The sequence below is a fragment of the Sorangium sp. So ce834 genome, assembly GCF_051521425.1.
GTDB lineage: Bacteria > Myxococcota_A > Polyangia > Polyangiales > Polyangiaceae > Sorangium > Sorangium cellulosum_D.
Genome location: NZ_CP150351.1, coordinates 12,171,083 through 12,188,473 on the forward strand (window position 1 = coordinate 12,171,083; position 17,391 = coordinate 12,188,473).

Genomic DNA, 17,391 nt, shown 5'->3' on the forward strand with positions numbered 1-17,391 from the left:
GCGTCTCTTCCTGTGGATCTCGAGCAGGTCCCTCGACGAGGAGCCCTCATGACGCACTCCCCGTTCGCTCTCCCCTCCCGGCGCGGCGCCGCGCCCTTCGGCCGCGTTCCCCTCTTGCTGCTCGCCGCGCTCGCCGCGTGCGGCGACGGCGGAGGCGGCGGCGGCAGCGGGGCCGCCGGCGGCGGGGGCGGCGGTGAGGGCGGAGGCGGGGGCGGCGGCCCCGTCATCGAGGAGCCGAACCGGTTCCGGCTGCGCATCGACGACGCGGAGGTCCCGTCGGTCGTGCTGGAGCTCAACAAGGAGAAGGCGCTCCAGGTCTTCGGGGAAGACGGCGCAAAGCAGATCACGATCCTCGACGTCGACACCACAGGCCTGCTCCAGAGCGCGCTCGATCAGATTCAGAACGCGTGCGGGACCTCGTGGAAGAACGACAGCGCGGACCCCGGCCACGACTGCTCGCTCACCGAGCTCGGCCGGAGCTTCGGGGAGGAGTGGCGGACGTCGCCGGAGTTCGCGCTCGTGCGCCTGCTCAGCATGACGCCCGCCAACGCCAATGTGAAAGGGACATCGCTCGCGGGGCTGCAGGCGATCTTCGAGGAGAACCCCGGCACCTTCGCGTTCGACTTCGCCGACGTCCTCTCCGACAGCATCAGCCTCGATCTGACGGTCCAGCCGGATCCGGCGGCCACGCGCGACAAGCGGACAGCCCCGTTCGTACCGATACCCAAGCTCATCCTCGCCCTCCAGCAGCAGCTGCTCGGCACGCACCCGGCCGTCTCCGACCCGGAAGGGGCAAGGTTGCCTGTCACCCTCTACGAGGCCCTTTTCGATCTCCAGCCGCTCTCCGAGAAGCTCGGCCCATCCGGAGATCATCCCGGGGTGCTGGTCCCTGACGACAGCACGTTCACCACGAAGAGCAACGTCCTCCTGCCCGACTTCAAGATGCGCGTGGTCGCCGAGTCGGGCCTGCGCAGGGTCACGGGGATTGACCTCTCGAAGGGGGGCGGCGACATGTTCCTCCGGGACGGCGACGCGCCGCTCCGGTTCGACTTCACCGACCCGGAGAAGCTCCAGATCAGCGGCATCGCCCCGACGCCGACGATCGATATGCGCATCGCGCTTCGCGAGCTCCCCACCAAGGTGGAGGCGTGCACCGAGGCCGTGGCGCCGGCCTGCAAGGAGAACCGTCCAGACATGCCGGTCGGCTCCAGCACGGTATGGTCCACCCCTCCGTTCATGATGGAGCACATCGTGGGCAAGGCGGCTTACCTCACATATGGCGAGCGTGTGCCCTTCACGGGGTGCTACTTCCGCCTGAGCGGGACATGCCGGGTGGGCGTGACCATCGGCCAGGCCGGCGACCCGCGCGGTTGGACGGCCTTCACCGACTTGGTTTCCAACCAACCGCCCCCAATCCCGCCGTCGCAGTTCTTCTGGGAGCTGCTCACCGAGGTCGGCCAGGTCGCCATCCACGACCCCACCGGCGACGGCATGCCCGAGATCCCCGAAGGCGCCGCCCAGCCGGTCTTCGCGCTCCACAACGTCGGCATCGGCCTCACCGGCGAGGAGATCCTCGCCGATCTCCGCCCCACGCTCCAGAGCCAGGCCAAGAAGATCGCCGACATCATCCTCGGCCGGTACTGGGTCAACAACGACGCGCTCGACTTCTTCTACGGCCGCGCCGCGCCCGACGGCGCCCCGACCTTGTTCTTCGTGGCCGAGGACGACCTCCGGCCCTCGGATCAAAGCTCGGAGGCCCCGCGCGACTACACCTACGAAAAGCCCGGCTTCTTCACGAGCCGGGATCTCGACGAGGCGAGCAAGGTCTCGAAGAAGGAGCTCGAGGGTGTCGCCGACACCGCGCACGAGAAATACCGGCTGCCGCCGGGCGATACCACGCTGTACATGCAGGACGACGAGGGCGCCGTCTACGAGGTGCGCTTCCACGTGCCCGACGGCGACGATCCCGTGCAGATCACCGCCGACGTGGAGAGGCTCTGATCATGGTGAGGCTCTGATCATGGTAGCGCGAGACAGCACCCCCCCCGCCGCCCCCGCCCGCCGCCGGCCCTCCCGGCTCGGCCCCCTGGCCGCCGCCGCGCTCTCCGCCGCGCTGCCCGGCTGCGTCGACGCCGTCACCGTCGACCAGCCGCCGCCCCCGCCGGCGCTCGGCGTGAACGAGAGCCGCACCCTCACCCTCGAGTTCCTGCGGTTCGACGCGAAGCGCTTCGCCAAGACGCTGACGCTCGACGAGCTCAAGGCCATCCCGCGGCCCACGCTCGAGGGGATCTGGCTGCTCGATCTCGACATCGCGACCCTCATCGAGAACGCGCTGCTCAAGGTCATGTACATGCCCCCCGCCGACATCGACGCGCTCTCGCCCGCGTCGAAGAACCTCGTCGGGCTCCTGAACATGACGCCGGAGAACGCCGATCTCCGCGGTACGAGCCTCGAGGGCCTGCTCGGCGTCGGCAACGCCGTCGGGCTCCCGACGTCGAAGATCCTCTCGGACCTCGTGGGCGTGGCCGGCAACGAGCGGCTCATCCCCGTCCAGATCACGTCGCAGGCCGTCCTGGAGAACCTCGTCAGCACCCACCCGAACACCCAGCGCCGCAAAGGGCCGACCGACGACGAGCACCCGGACGGCATCTACCCCGTCGCGCCGCACTCCATCCCCGTCACGCTCTACGACGTTGTCACCGACTTCGCCGGCCTCGCCGAGCAGTTCGGCCCGACGCCGCTCGATCCGGACGACCCGGAAGGAGCGAAGCACCCCGGCTTCATCAAGGCCGCCGCCGGGGTGAAGGCGGCCCTCGACGACTTCACGATGACGGTCCGGGTCAACGTCAACGCCCTCCCCTACAAGGGGGTCGACGCGACGATGGCCGACGTCGCGAGCATCAACAGCACGCCCGGCCAGATCGACACCCTGTTCGACTTCAGCGAGCCGGACTGGCTCGAGCTCGCCAACCTCGCCAGGAACCTGAGCATCGGCGAGCTGACCCTGGCCATCCCCGAGAGCGCGATGTACCTGCCGGGCGGCACGAGCCGGGAGCCCGCGCCGCGCGGCGACTCGCCCGTGTGGGAGCAGCCGCCCTGGGAGTTCGAGCACATCCTCGCCCGCGCCGGCGAGCTCAAGGCAGCGCAGATCGAGGAGCATTGCTCGAGCTACGGGCCCCAGGGCACCTCGACGAGCGAGTTCCAGCCGGTGAAGGTCTGCGTCGACGGCACCGGATGGACCGAGATCAGCGTCGATAGCAGCATCGTCCTCGAAGACCCGCCGCCCCCGCCGTCATACTTCTGGGACATCCTCCTCGAGGTGGCCCAGGCGCGGCTCCACGACGGCGGCCTCGCCGAGGGGAAGGCCAACCTCGAGGTGACCCTCCGCGACGTCCCGGTCGGCGTGAAGACCGAGGATCTCGTCGCGAGCATCAAGGAGAACCTCGCGAACGATCCGGCGGTCCTCAAGGACATGGCGATCGAGCTCAACAACAACGCCGCTGGCGACGCGGACTTCTACCTCTACCAGCCGAGCACCGAGAGCGGCGTCGCCGGCCAGCGGGATTACCTCTACTTCGTCGCGCCCGACGACATCCGCAAGGACGACGCGGGCGAGCGCGTGCGCGACTATGCTTACGAGAGCCCGGGCTTCTTCGCCGACGCCGCGCTCACGAAGAAGGTGTCGACGACCGAGGCGATCGACGGCGACGCGCTCCACGAGAAGGTGGAGGTCCAGCAAGGAGATACGCTGTACTTCGCCGACGACGAGGGGCGCCGCTACGAGATCAGGATCGGCGACAAGCCGAGCGCCCATCGCCTCTCGCTCACCCTCACCCGGATCCAGTGATCGGCCCCCCCACCGTGAGGACCCGTGTCATGACAGGAGCTCTGCCGACCCCGCCGCCCCGCGGCCGCGCGCGTGCCCGTGGACGGACAGGACGTGAACTCGCCGCGCTGGCGCTCGCGACAGGCCTCGTCTGCCGGACGGCGGGCGACGCGCGCGCCTCGGGCATCGACGCGCCGTGGGTGACGAGCGGCGCCTCGGGCCCCACGACCGCGGACGCCGCCGCCGTCTACTGGAACCCGGCCGCGCTCGCGGACGTCGAGCGGCCGGAGCTCCTCCTCGGCGCCGGCCTCATCGTCGGCCGCGCCACCTACAAGCGCGAGCGGCGCGGCGTCTACCAGACGCCGGACACCCTGCAGTTCAAGCTCCCGCTCGATCCGGCGAACGTCGCCCCCGGCAAGACCGGCCCGGCCGAGGAGGTCTCGACCACGCCGGTCGCGCCGACGGGCAACGCCTTCCTGGCGATCCCGGCCATCCCGAAGCGCCTCACCGTCGGCGTCGGCCTGTATGTGCCGTATGCCGCGGCGCTCAGCTTTCCGGACGGCGCGCAGCGCTGGCAGCTCCAGCAGGCGTTCATCGTCGCGAGCTCGCTGACGGCGGCCGCCGGGCTGCGGCTGACCGACCAGCTCTCGCTCGGCGCCGGCCTGTCGTACGTCGGCGGCCTGGCCGAGCTCTCGAAGGTCCAGGACTTCGCCAGCCTCAAGGAGTTCCACGACGGCCTCGACTACCTCAAGCAGGACAACGACTTCGGCCCGAGCACGCCGTCCGAGCTGCGCGAGCTCGACGTCCTCGCGCGCCCCATCGCGCTCAAGCAGGCGCTCTCGCACGGCGCCTCGTTCCACGTCGGGCTCGCGTTCAACCCGAACAAGGACCTGCGCTTCGGCCTGACGTACCAGCACAGCACCGCGATGCGGTACAAGGGCAAGTTCGCGATCGACATGAACCACCCGTTCTTCACGCAGGACCTGGCCGAGCAGGGCCTGCGCTACAAGCCGCTCGTGGAGGGCGACGCGGAGCTCTCGTTCACGCTCCCCAAGCGGCTCACGGCCGGGGTCGGCTACCGGGTCAACGACAAGCTCAGCATCGATGGTCTCCTCTCGTACGTGCTCTATTCGGACATCGAGGCGTTCGTTGTCACGGCCTCCTCGCCGGACCTGGCCCAGCCGAAGCTCGGGATCACCGATCGCGTGGCCGTGACCCTGCCGCGCCGGTGGAACGACACGGTGTGGGTGGAGGCTGGCGCCAAGTACCGTTTCAGCGAGGCGTTCCTCGGGACCGCGTCGGTCGGCTATCAGTCGCCGGCCTCGCCGGACAGCACGATCGACGTGGCGTCGCCGGACAACCACCGGCTGATCGGGGACGTGGGCGGCATCTTGAAGGTGAGCGACAGCGTATCGCTCTCGGGCGACGTCCGCGTGCAAGGCATCTTGCCGCGCACGGTGACCGAGTCGGACTACGACCTCGGCAACGGGGAGTACACGCTGGTGCTCACGACGGTGGGCGGGCACCTCAAGGTCGTGTTCTGAGCGGGAAGGCGGCGCCGAAAGAGCAGCGAGATGAGCTGCTGCGGGATCGCCTTCCTGCAAGGGACGACGGCGTACCCGCCGGATCGGACACGGCCCTCCACGCCGAACGACGGGTCACCCGTCACCTCGGAGACAGTTTTGTAAGCCGGATCACACGTCCACCGCCGAACGGGAGGCAGCGCAGAGAGCGAGGCGACGCCGGGCGCGTCGCTTCGTTGACGCGGCGTTCAGCGGCTCACGGCCCGCACAGCTCGAGATCCGGCGCCGGCGGGGCCGGGTACGCGTCCGTGGCGCGCTTCGCGAACTGGCACTGCAGGTCGTCTGGCAGGCACCCGCCCTGCGGGATGCACGCGCCGTCCGCGTCCGTCCCGAGACACAGGCACTCCTGATCGTCGGGATCGCAGATCTCCACGAGCTCCATCATCCCCTCGTCCTTGTGGTTCAGCTTGTGGCAGTGTCAGGTTGAAGTCATGACGCGATCTCGACCCGTGACCCATCATGCTCGCGATCTCGCGGAAATCGCTCCTCGTGAAGTCGTTGTAGAGGTTCACGTGGATCCTGCGGTCCTCGCCCTTCGGGACGCGGATCGTGGGCCCGCTCGTCATCCCGTTGTAGGCGCGGAGACAGAACCGCCGTCCGCCGATCTCCACCGCGCTCGGGCCGAAGCGGAGCTCGTAGGCCCCGTCCTCGCCCGGCTGTAGCTCGGGCGGATCCTCGTACATCCGCGACACCGCCGTCCCGCCCGTCTCCTCGTCTCCGCCGGCGCCCGCGCACGCCGCGGCCCCAATGGCCACCGCCGCGATCGATCCCGCGCGCATGAGCGCGTGTGAAGCGTCTCGTCCCATCGGCTTTGCTCCTCCGGGAACGACACTATCGATCCGCGCCGTACGCCGATGGCCGAAGACGGTCACCCGCTGGCGCGAATGCGGCCAGTGGCGGGATGCAAGGTGAACGCCGCGCGCAGATGCTGTAGACAAGGTAGCGATCCTCCCGTGAGCTCCGATCAGCCCGTCCTCCGCGTCCGCAACCTCCACAAGTCCCACGCGCTCGGGGCGACGCCGATCGAGGTGCTCCGGGGCGTCGATCTCGACATCCACGCCGGCGAGATGTGCGCGATCATGGGCCCCTCCGGCGTCGGCAAGAGCACGCTGCTCTCGTGCGTCGCGGGCCTCGAGTCGCCGGATCGCGGCGAGGTCCACGTCCTCGGCGAGGACATGGCGGCCCTCGACGAGCACGGGCGGACCCTCCTGCGCCGCCGCCGCATCGGCATCGTCTACCAGTTCTTCAACCTGGTCCCGACCCTCACCGGTTACGAGAACATCGTCCTGCCCTACCTCATCGACGGCGCCGCGCCGGACCACGACGCCGCCTCGCGCATGCTCGACCGCGTCGGCATGCGCGCCCGCGCCGAGCACCTGCCCTCGCAGCTGTCGGGCGGCGAGATGCAGCTCATCTCGATCGCGCGCGCGCTGGTCCGCCGCCCCGCGCTCGTGCTGGCCGACGAGCCGACCGGCAACGTCAACGTCGCGACCGGCCGGCGCATCATGGCGCTGCTCGCCGACGCCCTCCGCGAGGCCGGCAGCGCCATGCTCCTCGTCACGCACAACGCCGAGGACGCCGCCCGCGCGCACCGCGTCGTGTTCATGCGCGACGGCCTCCTCTTGCACGACGCCGCCCTCGCGGGCCCCGCCGTCACCTCGGCGGCGGTCCACGATCGGCTGAAGGAGCTCGGCATCTGAATGCTCCTCCTCCTCCGCGCCCTCTTCCAGCCGCTCGTCCGCATCCTCGCCCTGCGCAACCTGCGCGCCGATCGCTTCGGCGCGATGGCCGCCCTGCTCGGCGTCGCCCTCGGCACGGCCACGGTCAACGTCGTCCTCATCCTCGACGTCGGCACGCGCGCCGTCGAGGCGCGGAGCTTCGTCACAAACCCGGATCTCCCCGTCTTCACCGAGCAGACCGTCGCCCTGCGCGGCCTCCGCCCGAACGGCGAGGTCATCGCCGCGGCCGACGCGCAGGAGGAGACGCACGAGGACTACGAGATCATGCGGTCCGCGATCCGCCTCGGCTCGCTCTCCGCGTTCCTCGTCGGCGCCCTCATCGTGTTCTTCACCTTCAACGTCGCCGTCGAGCGCCGCCGCCGCGAGATCGCCTTGTTGCGCAGCGCCGGGGCGCTGCCCCCGCAGGTCGCGGCGGTGTTCGTCCTCGAGGCGTTGCTGCTCGGCGTGGGCGGCGCGGCGCTCGGCCTGCTCGGGTCGATCCCGCTCGCGTACCTCGCGGCGAAGGCGGGCATCACGACGACCGGCCGCGCGCGCATCCCGCTCTACGCGATCCGCCTGCCCTGGAGCGCGATGCTGCTCGTCAGCGGCACCGGCGCCCTCACCGCGCTGCTCGGCGTGCTCCGCCCGGTGCGCGACGCGCTCCGCGTCGACATCGCGCGCGCGCTGCGCCCGCGCTTCCTCGAGGGCGGGGCCGAGCAGCGGCGCCGCCTGCGCGGGATCACGCTGCTCGCGCTGCCGTTCATGGTGCTCGTCTACGGCCTGCTCCGCCCCTTCTTCCGGGAGTCGGTGCCGATGCTCGCCTTCTTCGTCGTCGAGGCGGGCCTCGTGTGCGCGGCGTTCCTCGCGGCCATCGTGTTCGTCCCGGACCTCGTCGCGCGGCTCGGCGCGCTCGCCGTGCGGCTCGCGCCGCGCCGCTGGGCCGCGGAGCGGCTCCTGCTCCGGCGCCGGGTCGAGCACAGCGGCCACGAGCTCGCCTGGAGCGTCGGCGGCGTGATGATGGTCTTCGCCCTGCTGCTCGCGCTGCACATCGCCACGGCGGCGCTCAAGCAGGAGGTCTCGGCCTGGGCCGGGCGGGCGCTCGCGCCGTACGCGTTCCTCTATCCGGACGAGCCGCTCGGGCACGCCGAGAGGCTCTTGCCGAGCCTGCCGCCGCGCCTGGTCGCGGCGCGGTTCTCGAGCCGCACGCCGTGGCCCAACGTCGTCTATGCGGTGCCGGGCGACGAGCTGCGGGCACTCGCCGAGGCCACCGGCCGGCCCGAGTCGATCGCGCTCGCCCGAAGCTTCGGGCCGGGCAAGGCGATCGTGTCCACGATGATGGCCCGGCGGTTCGGCGTGGGGGCGGGCGATCTGCTCGAGGTGAGCGGCAGCGCGGGCGGGCGGCGGTTCGAGGTGGTCGGGGTCACGGACGATCTGGGGTATGTGCCTGCGCCCGGCGCGTATCGGAATTTGCGGACGTATGCGGTCATCGAGGCGGCGGACTTCACGGTGATCTCGCCGTACGCGCTCGCGATCGGGCACACGGTGGCGCTGGCGGATCCGGTGACCGGGGCCGAGGCGGCGCGGGGGGGCGCGGCGACGCCGCCCTGGGGCGAGCTCCTGGCCGACGTGCCGCGGGCGAGAGACGTGCGGATGCAGACGGGGGTCGAGATCGAGGCGGTGCGCCGGAAGGCGACGGGGCGAGATTTCGTGATCTTCGATATGATTTTGGGGTTCACGACGGTGCTCGCGGCGATCGGCGTGGCAAACCAGATGGTGCTGGCGCTGCACGCGCGACGCCGGGAGCTCGCGCTGCACCGGGTGCTCGGGATGACGGCGGGGCAGGTCCGGCGAATGGTGCTGATGGAGGGGGCGCTGGTGGGGGCGCTGGGCGGGGCACTGGCGGTGCTGCTGGGGGTGCCGCTCGGGTCGGCGGCGCTGGGGGCGCTGCGGACGGTGTCGAGCTTTGAGGTCGAGTTCCATATACCGCCGGAGTACGGGGTGCTGACGGCGCTGGGGGCGACGGCGGTGGCGCTGGTCGCGTCGCTGTATCCGGCGCGGAGCGCGGGGCGGAGCAACGCGGCGGAATCGGTGCAGTACGAGTAGGGCGGGCGCGGGCCGGGCCGACGATCACGACGGCGTTGGCTGGGCGGATACGTCGAGACGGCGCGCATCGCCCACGAGACCATCGGGTGCCTGCTCGGCGCGCCAGGGGCCGACGTGGCCAGCCTCATCGACCTCGCCGCCGAGCGCACCCGGCGCGGCGGGTAGCTCCGGCTCGGGCGGCGCTCGCCGCGGGCGACGTCGAGGCGGCGCGCATCGCCCACGAGACCATCGGGCGCCTGCTCGGTGCGCCGTCGAGCGCATCCCGGTGCACGTGCACGCGCTCCGACGTCATGCTCCCTGACCGAGGACCCTCGTTCAGCGGAAGGCGAAGCGGTCGACCGTGATCTTGTAGCTGAGTTGTTCGCCGCGCTCGATGCGGCCACCGAGCGATATGTTGTGCTCCTCGCCGCTCGTCGCCACGTACTTCGCGTCGGCCGCCACGAACGTGCACGCACCCTCGATCGGCTGCGGGCGCTCGAAGAGGCAGCCGTAGCCATCCTCGGCGACGGGGCGACAGATGCGGGTGTCGATCTCCAGCGCCTCGACCTCCTCGCGCGAAAACAGGCGCTCCTCGTAGGTGATCTTCATGGGCTTCTCGCAGCGAACGTAGATGGGCAGGTACTGGTGCTGCGCGTCCCGGTATACGACGCCGTCTTTGATCTCCTCGCGCGTGCCCGCGGCCACGTCCAGATAGCCCTTCAGGCGGACCGGCGCCTCGACCGCAGCGGGGAGCCCCTCGGCGGGCATCGCCTCGGCGTGCGGGTGATCGCCGGCGTAGACGAGGACGTTGAGGAAGCGTTGCCGCGCGCCGTCCCCGGCGGGGTCGAAGATCTCGCTGACCGCGTCGCATCGTGCGGCCTGCTCGGCGGAGCGGCTCTCCATGTTGTCCCCGCTCGACTCGAACCCGAGTTCGTAGACGCCCACGCTCGCTCCCCAGCCATTGTCGTTCTTGGACGCGGCCAGGCCGGCGGCGTCGTTGTTTGGGGCGATCCAGAGGTTGTTGGTGGTGAGCGCGGGGACGTGCGTCAGCGAGCGAACGAGGAAACCGTTGTCGCCGCAGCCGCGCCCGATCTGTTCATAGGTGGTGTCTACCTCCGCCGGAGTCGACGGGGTGGCCGGCGCCGCGGTGGGCTCGGCGATCGTGTCGCCGTCCGATCCGCCGCAGCCCGCGACGAAGATGAAAGGAGCCCCCACGAGAACCAGCGAACGAAAGTAGTTCCTCATGACGGCGGTGGGAGCAAAGCTCGTACCTCCCCGATCCATGCGGATTTTCCGCCCGAATCGCGGCGCGAGACGCGACGCGTGAACGGGGCGCCACACCTCGGCCGCTTACGACGCGGCCGGCGTCATCAACCTCGCCGCCGAGCGCACCCGGCGCGGCGGGTAGCCCGGCTGGGCCCGCGCTCGCGGCGGGCGACGTGGAGGCGGCACGCATCGCCCATGGGACCATCGGTCGCCTGCTCGGCGGTCCTGGCGCGGACACGGGCGCCGTCATCGACCTCGCAGTCGAGCGCAGCCGTCGCGGCGGGTAGCGCCGGCTGGAGCGGCGCTACCCGCAGGCAACGTCGAGGCGGCGCTGCGCCCACGCGCACATCGGGCGCCTGCTCGGCACGTCTAGCATGCCTAAGGCGGACGCGGGCGAGGTGATCGAGCTCGCGCCGGAGCGCAGCCCGCGCCGTGGGCATGCCGAGGACTTTTTTATCCGGCGCTTTTGCGCTGGTTGCGTGCCGCTTCGCCGCCGGCCAAACGCTGTTTCGTCGGACGGAACCCGTCGTGGTTCACGTCCGGTCGTCTTCGTGACCTCACACTCCGAAGGCGTCGTAACTATCGCGCACAGGGTGATAGACCACGTAGCCATCGGCGTCTTGAAATATCGCGGCCGCTGGACCGTCAGCCGATGCGATCAAGGCGATTCGGCGGGGCGACTGGGCCACGAAACAGGCGGCGCTTCGATGGCGGGTTCCTTTTAGCTTCAGATCGAATATTTCGCGCCGTCCATCTGCGTTGACCCGCATGACCAACGGAGTTGAATCCGGCGCTGGGAGCTTTGCTCGGAATCCTACAATAGCAAGTTCCGGCGTGGCAATCACGGCACCATCGACGGCGCTCATCCGCCCGATGACGCTGAGAGCGCGATCGCACTCGGCGGCCGCGTTCTGCGCGTCTGCGATCTCGTCGTCGCTGGGATCCATCCGACGCCCCTCTACAATCGATGTCTCCCAACGCGAGGCGACCATTTTGCCAAAGTTGAGCGGCGCCTTGAGCTTCGAAGCATCAAAGATGCGCCTCAACGTCGCGTCATCTTTGTTCAAAATTGCAATAATCCCTCCATGTCTACGACGAACAACATCCGATATGAGCATTTTTAGCGCAGCGCTTGCGAGTGCACGCTTGTCATCGACAACTTCGCTCATGTTGTCCATGGCCTCCACAATGTCATTTATCGCTGGCTCCGAATACATAGAATGCCAGCTGACAAGCGGCTCGTTCTTTCCGCCCGCGTAAGACGCAATCTCTCCGCTCCGGTAGAAGAAACGAAGAGCACCCGCCCCGACCACGCGAACGGTCAGGAGCTTGTCGCCGGGCCAGCCCATTTTCTTGTGGCCGACCCCCGTGATCAATAATTGGTCAGTCGCACAATGTACGATCAGATACTCGTCGTCGCCTTGAGCGAGAGGCGCATACTTTGCCACCTTTTCGGACGTGAATTCGTCTGGTGTCTCGAAGTCCACAACATCCCACGGTTCCCATCCATGGACACGATCAGGTGTGGGATGCGTCGGGTCAAAGACGCCCGGATAAACGACGTTAAATGTGAGATCGTGGCCCTCTTCGCGCAATAGCGAGGCGAAGAAGAGGACCTCAACTAGCCGCTCCAATTGGGGTGGCGCAGCGTCCCCCAACTCGCGGGCGAGCGCCCTGGCAACGTCTACGGGATATGTGACATTCATCGGAGTAGAATCTCGATCGGGTCAAGTGTCGCACGGGGCTTGACAACGAGACGACCGTCTCGTTGTCAAAAGTCCGTACGGTGCGATTGGGGCATGGCCGAGCATGGGTCCAGATTGCTCTTCTCACGTTAGCCATGTAAGCTCGCCGGACAAACAAAGCGCATCCCTCAGGTACTGGTAACACGGTGACACCCCGGGCGGCGTGGCCGAATCCCGATAGGGCGAGGTCCGACATGTCCGTTGTATGCTGACGCCCCCGGCGGGCCAAGGAACCGATCCGCCTTCGGGACGGGCACCCCGCACGTCCGCTGTCCAGCCCGCAGACCGGTCCGCCGGCGTGCGGTCACCCCGCAGGCATTGCAGGAGGTGCGGGTGAAGCCCCCACGGAAAGGGGCTCGTCGCTCGCCTGCCGCGTGAAATCCCCGGAAGCGCCCGTCGCTGGAGGCGCTCTTCGCTGAGCGGCGGTCTTGCGTCGGGACGGAGCGGAGGATCTCCGCGGCGGAGCGGGGGCGGCGGGCGGGACACATGCGTCGAGCGTACCAGACGACGCGGGCGGACGGCGTGGAGGCGCGTGTCCGGCGCAGTGCCCCTCGCGCGACCGTGGACCGCCGCGAGAGTCCTCACCGGTCCCGGCGCTTTTCTAAGTCGCAAACGAGAAATTCCGTCGCTCGATCACAATGCTCTCCACGGAACACGCGGCACTTCTGCACGCTCGACCGCCTCCTCGCGGTGGTATGAAAAGCCGCGCCGCCCTGGATGGGCCAGCGCGGCGCTGTGGTCCCCCTCGTTTGCCCCGAGCTGAACCGTGCGTGCTTCTGTTCCACGGCTCTATCCGCACCAAGCGGCGGCCCTGGCCCTCGTCCTTGCCTCCGCGTTCCCCGTAGCGGCCGCGGCCGCGCCCCCTCCTCCCCGGTCCCGCGAGGTGCAAGAGCTCATCGACGAGGCGGAGAAGGCCGCCAAGCGGCTCGAGCTCGCTCGCGCCCGCGAGCTCTGGGCGCGGGTCAACGTGCTCGAGCCCTCGACGATGGCCGTGTGTCAGCTCGGCGTCTTCGACCTGCGCCTCGACCGGCTCGAGGAGGCCGCGGCCGAGCTCACCACGTGCGTCGCGCGGATGCCCGCGCCGACCAACGACATCGAGCGCCGCCGCTACGACGTCCGACGCGCCGATCTCGCGGCCGTTCGGCAACGCGTGGCCGAGCTCCATGTGAGCGCCCCGCCGGGCACGGCGCGGCTCCTGGTGGACGGTCGCGACGTGAGCGCGGGCCGCCCCGTCTTCGTCGCCCCTGGACAGCACGAGGTCACGGCGACCGGCAAGCAGGGGCAGGTAGCCCGTGCGCTCGTCAAGGTGACGGCGGGGCAGTCGCGGCGCGTCGCCCTCGCCTTCGAGGCCCCGAAGGCCGCCAGCGCTCCAGCACAAGCGCGCAACCCGTGGACCATCGGCGCCGGCGCGGCCGCCTCGGCGGCCCTGCTCGGCGCCGGCGTCGGCCTTCACCTGGCCGGCGACGCCGCGGAGAGCGAAACGGCCGCCAAGGTGTCGCGCCTCTCGGACGGCTCGATGCTCCCGAGCAGCGCGCAATTCCGCAAGACCTACGACGAAGCGCACGCGACGAACACACGAGCGGGCCTGTTCCATGGCTTCGGCTCGGCTGCGCTCGTCGTCGGGGCAGCGCTCGGCGCCGCAACGGTCGCGTACGTCGTCTGGCCGCGGAAGGCCGAGATCCGCACGAGAGGCGCCGGCGCGGAGATCAAGCTCGTATGGTAGCCGCCGGCGACGTCTGGGAAGGCCACGAGCTCCTCAACGAGGAGCGCGGCTTGCTCCGTCACTTCCTCGCGCGGCAGGTCGGCGACACGGGAGCGCTGGTCTGGTTGCACCTCCGCGATGGCGCGCGCCTCGATGCGGGCCTGTTCGCTGAGGAGATCGCGCGCCTGCAGCGCCTCGCAGGCGAGGTCCCGGAGGTCGTCCCCGTGCTCTACGGAGGGGTGAACGGCGACGTCGCGTGGGCAGCGTCGCCTGTGCTCGGCGACGCGATCCCGCTCATCGACGCCATGCGCGGGAATGACCTCGGGCCGGTGGATCTCAAGGTGCTGATCGACGTCGGCCGTTGTCTCGTGCGTGCTCATGAGCGCTCCGTCATCCACGGCGCCCTCAGCCCGGACCGGGTCTTCGTCGGGGCCGATGGCCGATACGCGATCACCCAATTCGGATTTGCCCGTCTCTTTCAGCTCGGCCCGGAGGACGCTCGTCAAGACCCGTATGGGTACGCACCGCCCGAGCTCTTCTCGGGTGGTCAGCTGGGACCTCGCGCGGACGTGTACGGCTTCGGTACGATCATGTACGAGCTCTTGTGCAAACGCGCCCTCTCGCCGTGGACCCGTCCCCCGAGCTTTCCCAGCGGGATCCCTCCGATGCTTCAGGTGATGATGCAAAGGGCCCTTGAGGAGAACCCCAATCGACGGCAGCCGAGCATCGACGAGATCCTCTCTGTCCTGACTCCCTTTGCCCGCGCGTGGGAAGAGCTTGGCGCACCGCCGGACCCTCTCCACGCGGACATCTTCGCCGGGCCGGCCAGCGCTCGGCGCGAGCCGCACGAGGCGGCGCCCACCCGCGTGGAGGACGAGGCGAGCGCGTTCGCCTCGGATGAAGAGGGAGGGCGAGCTGGCGAGCTCCCCACGCCCCGCCCTTCGGACGTGCCCGCCACGGTCAAGAGCGTGCCGCCGCGGGACGCGGCGGACAGCCTCACCGACGCGTCTCCGGTCGCCACGCCGCGCCCTTCCGAGACGCCCGCCACCCTCAAGAGCGCGATCCCGCCACGTGACGCGCGGGACAACGGCACCCACGCGCCTCCGGTCGCGCTGCGGTCGCCTCCTGCACCCGAGCTACCGGACCTCGAGCCGATGCTGCCGGTACCGCCGGTGCCCTCGACCCCTCCGCCTTCTCCGGTGCTGCCGGTACCGCAGGTGCCCTCGACCCCTCCGCGCTCAAGCCGCACCCCAGGGCGGCGTTTCCCCCCGCGCTGGTTCGGCGCGGTGCTTGCGCTGGCGTTCGTGCTGGGCAGCGCGGCCGCGGTCCTGTGGCGGGATCTCCCGCGTCACACCGCGCCGCGCCTGGGACCAGCGATCCAGGCCGCGGCGGGTCGAGCCACCCCGCCGCCCTCAGCCCGACCGATCGAGCGGTGTCCAGAACCGCCGCCAGAGGCCGCCCCCCCGCACGTCGCGGCGCGACAGCGCACGAGCCGGCCCTCCGCTCCCACACGGCAGACCAGGAAGACGCCGGCGCAGGAGCTCGATCTCTGTGACGGTCTGCTCCCCTGTCAGAACGTCTTTTACTAAGCAGCGCGAGGGGTTCCCATGCGGTCGACATCTTGTTTTGCCTTCAGCATGGCTGCGCTGCTCGGTTGCGGGGAGGACATCGACATCCCCAGGCCCCGGACCGACGACAACCCGGTGTTGTTGTGGGTCGGCGACACGCCGGATTTTCCCATCTGTCCTGGGGGTCGGCTCGACTACTGGGAGGGATGGGCCGCTTTGCGCACGGATCCTCAGCGCCAGAACGAATGCGGGACGTGCGCGTGCAGCCCTGCCGCGTGCGTGCTGCCGGACAGCGTGACGACGCACGAGGCGCCTCTCTGCGCTGGCGAAGGGGTCAAGGTTCACTTCGCTGGTGCAGCCGACCCGCCGGGGCACTGCGTCAAGCCCTCGCCCCTTGTCCCTGGCGACGCGTTCGCCTCGGTCACCATCAAGCCGCCTACGATGGCTCCCAGCTGCGAACCCTCGAAGCAGCTCACTCCGCCGCCCCTCAGCGGGCGCTTTGCACGAGCTTGCCCGTGGACTGGTGAGTACGTTGCCTCCTTCGATGGGCTGGTGTGTATCGCACCCGAATCCGACGGCTCGTGCCGGCCGGGCTTCGTCGCGCGCTTCGAGTTTCATGAGAAGATCAGAGACGCTCGTACCTGCACGCCATGCGAGTGCGGCGCCCCTGTCGGTGGAAACTGCGTGGCGGATGTCATGCTTTTCAGCGACGCGAGCTGCTCGGACATGCTGATCTCGATCAACGGAATCGGCACAGAAGAGGGAATCTGCTACGGCGCACCTGCCGATTCGCCTCTGGCAGGCGTGCGCGTGGTGTTCGCACGGGACGAGCCGGGCACGTGCTCGCCAACAACTACCGTATCTGTGGTGGACGGCACGATCGAGAGCGGCGAGACCCGAACGTTCTGCTGCTCCAGCGCGGACGTGGTGGAGGTGATTCATGGCAATGCTGACGATTGACCAAGGCCGTGGTGTAGCAGCCGCGATGCGCTGGGCTGCACCCTCCATGCTGGCCATATGTGTGCTCATCGGCTGCTCTTCGCCGACGCCCGACGACCTGCCAGATCCAGATCCGACGCAGCTCATCCTGCTCTACGGTGGCCCACCGGAGTACGCTCCACGATGCGAGGGCAAGGTCTTGTGGGAGGGGTGGGCGGGGACGCCTGGACCGGTCGAATGCGAACCTTGCGAGTGTAGCCCCTCCTCCTGCGTGCTCCCGCGGAGGGTGCTCCTACACTCCTCGTCCAGTTGCTCCAGTAGCGACCTCGTCGATACGATCGATGCGGGCAACAGTTGGGATGGGACATGCTTTCCTCTTACCCACCCCGTTCCTAGCGATTCCTACGCTTTTGTGACGATCGAGCCGCCGCCGGTAAGTCGCTGCGAGCCTGTCTCTCCGGTGCCTGCGCTGCGGCGAACGAACATGGACTTCATCCGGGCGTGTGAGCCGGATTTGGACTTCGTCCCCACGTCGTTCCTCTACTGTTACCCCCCGCAGCCGAACGGAGAATGCTGGGACTCCTACCGGAGGCGGCGGGAGTTCCCCCTCTACAACGACACGCGTACGTGCAGCCCGTGCTCCTGTAGCCAGCCGAGCCGCGACAAGTGCCGCGTGCAGACCACGCTGTATTATCAGGCAGACTGCTCCGAAGAGCTCGGATCCGTTCTTATTTCCGGGCTGGATAGGCCGCTCTGCACGGATACGATCGACGGACAGATCGGCGCGGTGCGGTCCATCTTCGTGAAGGACGAGCCGACTTGCACCCCTTCGACCGATTCCACGGTTGTGAGCGGCGAGCTGGAGCCCGGTGACACGCACGTGCTCTGCTGCAACCGTTAGGACCGCCCCATAGTTCTGGACTTAGACCTTTACTGCGACGGGGAGGCGGCCGAAGTAGCGC

The 17,391-nt window shown here is 69.3% G+C and carries 12 protein-coding genes; 9 read left to right on the top strand and 3 right to left on the bottom strand.

Annotated elements, in window-relative coordinates; all coding sequences use genetic code 11:
* The first annotated feature begins 48 nt into the window (after positions 1 to 48).
* From WMF20_RS44825 to WMF20_RS44835, 3 genes are read left to right on the top strand one after another with little or no spacing between them, the layout of a single operon-like run.
* Entirely contained in the window at positions 49 to 2,001 is a 1,953-nt protein-coding gene (locus WMF20_RS44825) for a hypothetical protein (protein ID WP_437607904.1), read from the top strand.
* 19 nt (positions 2,002 to 2,020) lie between these two features.
* Complete coding sequence (locus WMF20_RS44830) at positions 2,021 to 3,847, top strand: acetyltransferase (protein WP_437607905.1); 1,827 nt, start codon at positions 2,021 to 2,023, stop codon at positions 3,845 to 3,847.
* Between the two features lie 29 nt (positions 3,848 to 3,876).
* A complete protein-coding gene (locus WMF20_RS44835; RefSeq protein ID WP_437607906.1) occupies positions 3,877 to 5,370 on the top strand; it encodes an outer membrane protein transport protein in 1,494 nt (497 codons plus the stop codon).
* A 235-nt stretch (positions 5,371 to 5,605) separates the two neighbouring features.
* Here the strand turns inward: WMF20_RS44835 and WMF20_RS44840 are convergent, their stop codons facing one another.
* Positions 5,606 to 5,794, bottom strand: a complete 189-nt coding sequence (locus tag WMF20_RS44840; protein WP_437607907.1) for a hypothetical protein — start codon at positions 5,792 to 5,794, stop codon at positions 5,606 to 5,608.
* Positions 5,795 to 6,362: 568 nt separating this feature from the next.
* On the opposite strand from WMF20_RS44840, the gene WMF20_RS44845 reads away from it, so the two are divergent.
* The gene (locus WMF20_RS44845; RefSeq protein WP_437607908.1) at positions 6,363 to 7,109 is read left to right on the top strand and encodes an ABC transporter ATP-binding protein; all 747 of its coding nucleotides are present in this window, start codon (positions 6,363 to 6,365) and stop codon (positions 7,107 to 7,109) included.
* A complete protein-coding gene (locus tag WMF20_RS44850; RefSeq protein WP_437607909.1) occupies positions 7,110 to 9,230 on the top strand; it encodes an FtsX-like permease family protein in 2,121 nt (706 codons plus the stop codon).
* Positions 9,231 to 9,545: 315 nt separating this feature from the next.
* On the opposite strand, the gene WMF20_RS44855 is transcribed toward WMF20_RS44850, so the two are convergent.
* A complete protein-coding gene (locus WMF20_RS44855) occupies positions 9,546 to 10,493 on the bottom strand; it encodes a hypothetical protein (RefSeq protein ID WP_437607910.1) in 948 nt (315 codons plus the stop codon).
* A 539-nt stretch (positions 10,494 to 11,032) separates the two neighbouring features.
* Positions 11,033 to 12,181, bottom strand: a complete 1,149-nt coding sequence (locus WMF20_RS44860; RefSeq protein WP_437607911.1) for a putative sensor domain DACNV-containing protein — start codon at positions 12,179 to 12,181, stop codon at positions 11,033 to 11,035.
* A gap of 922 nt (positions 12,182 to 13,103) precedes the next feature.
* Here WMF20_RS44860 and WMF20_RS44865 point away from each other — a divergent pair.
* From WMF20_RS44865 to WMF20_RS44880, 4 genes are all read left to right on the top strand, one after another.
* Positions 13,104 to 13,943 carry a hypothetical protein gene (locus WMF20_RS44865; protein ID WP_437607912.1) on the top strand — a complete coding sequence of 280 codons (840 nt, stop codon included), beginning with the start codon at positions 13,104 to 13,106 and terminating at the stop codon, positions 13,941 to 13,943.
* Entirely contained in the window at positions 13,937 to 15,511 is a 1,575-nt protein-coding gene (locus tag WMF20_RS44870) for a serine/threonine protein kinase (protein ID WP_437607913.1), read from the top strand. The genes WMF20_RS44865 and WMF20_RS44870 overlap by 7 nt, the downstream gene beginning before the upstream one ends.
* 48 nt (positions 15,512 to 15,559) lie before the next feature.
* Positions 15,560 to 16,450: a hypothetical protein gene (locus WMF20_RS44875; RefSeq protein WP_437607914.1), complete on the top strand. Its 891-nt coding sequence runs from the start codon at positions 15,560 to 15,562 to the stop codon at positions 16,448 to 16,450.
* 652 nt (positions 16,451 to 17,102) lie between these two features.
* Positions 17,103 to 17,330, top strand: a complete 228-nt coding sequence (locus WMF20_RS44880; RefSeq protein ID WP_437607915.1) for a hypothetical protein — start codon at positions 17,103 to 17,105, stop codon at positions 17,328 to 17,330.
* Positions 17,331 to 17,391 lie beyond the last annotated feature (61 nt).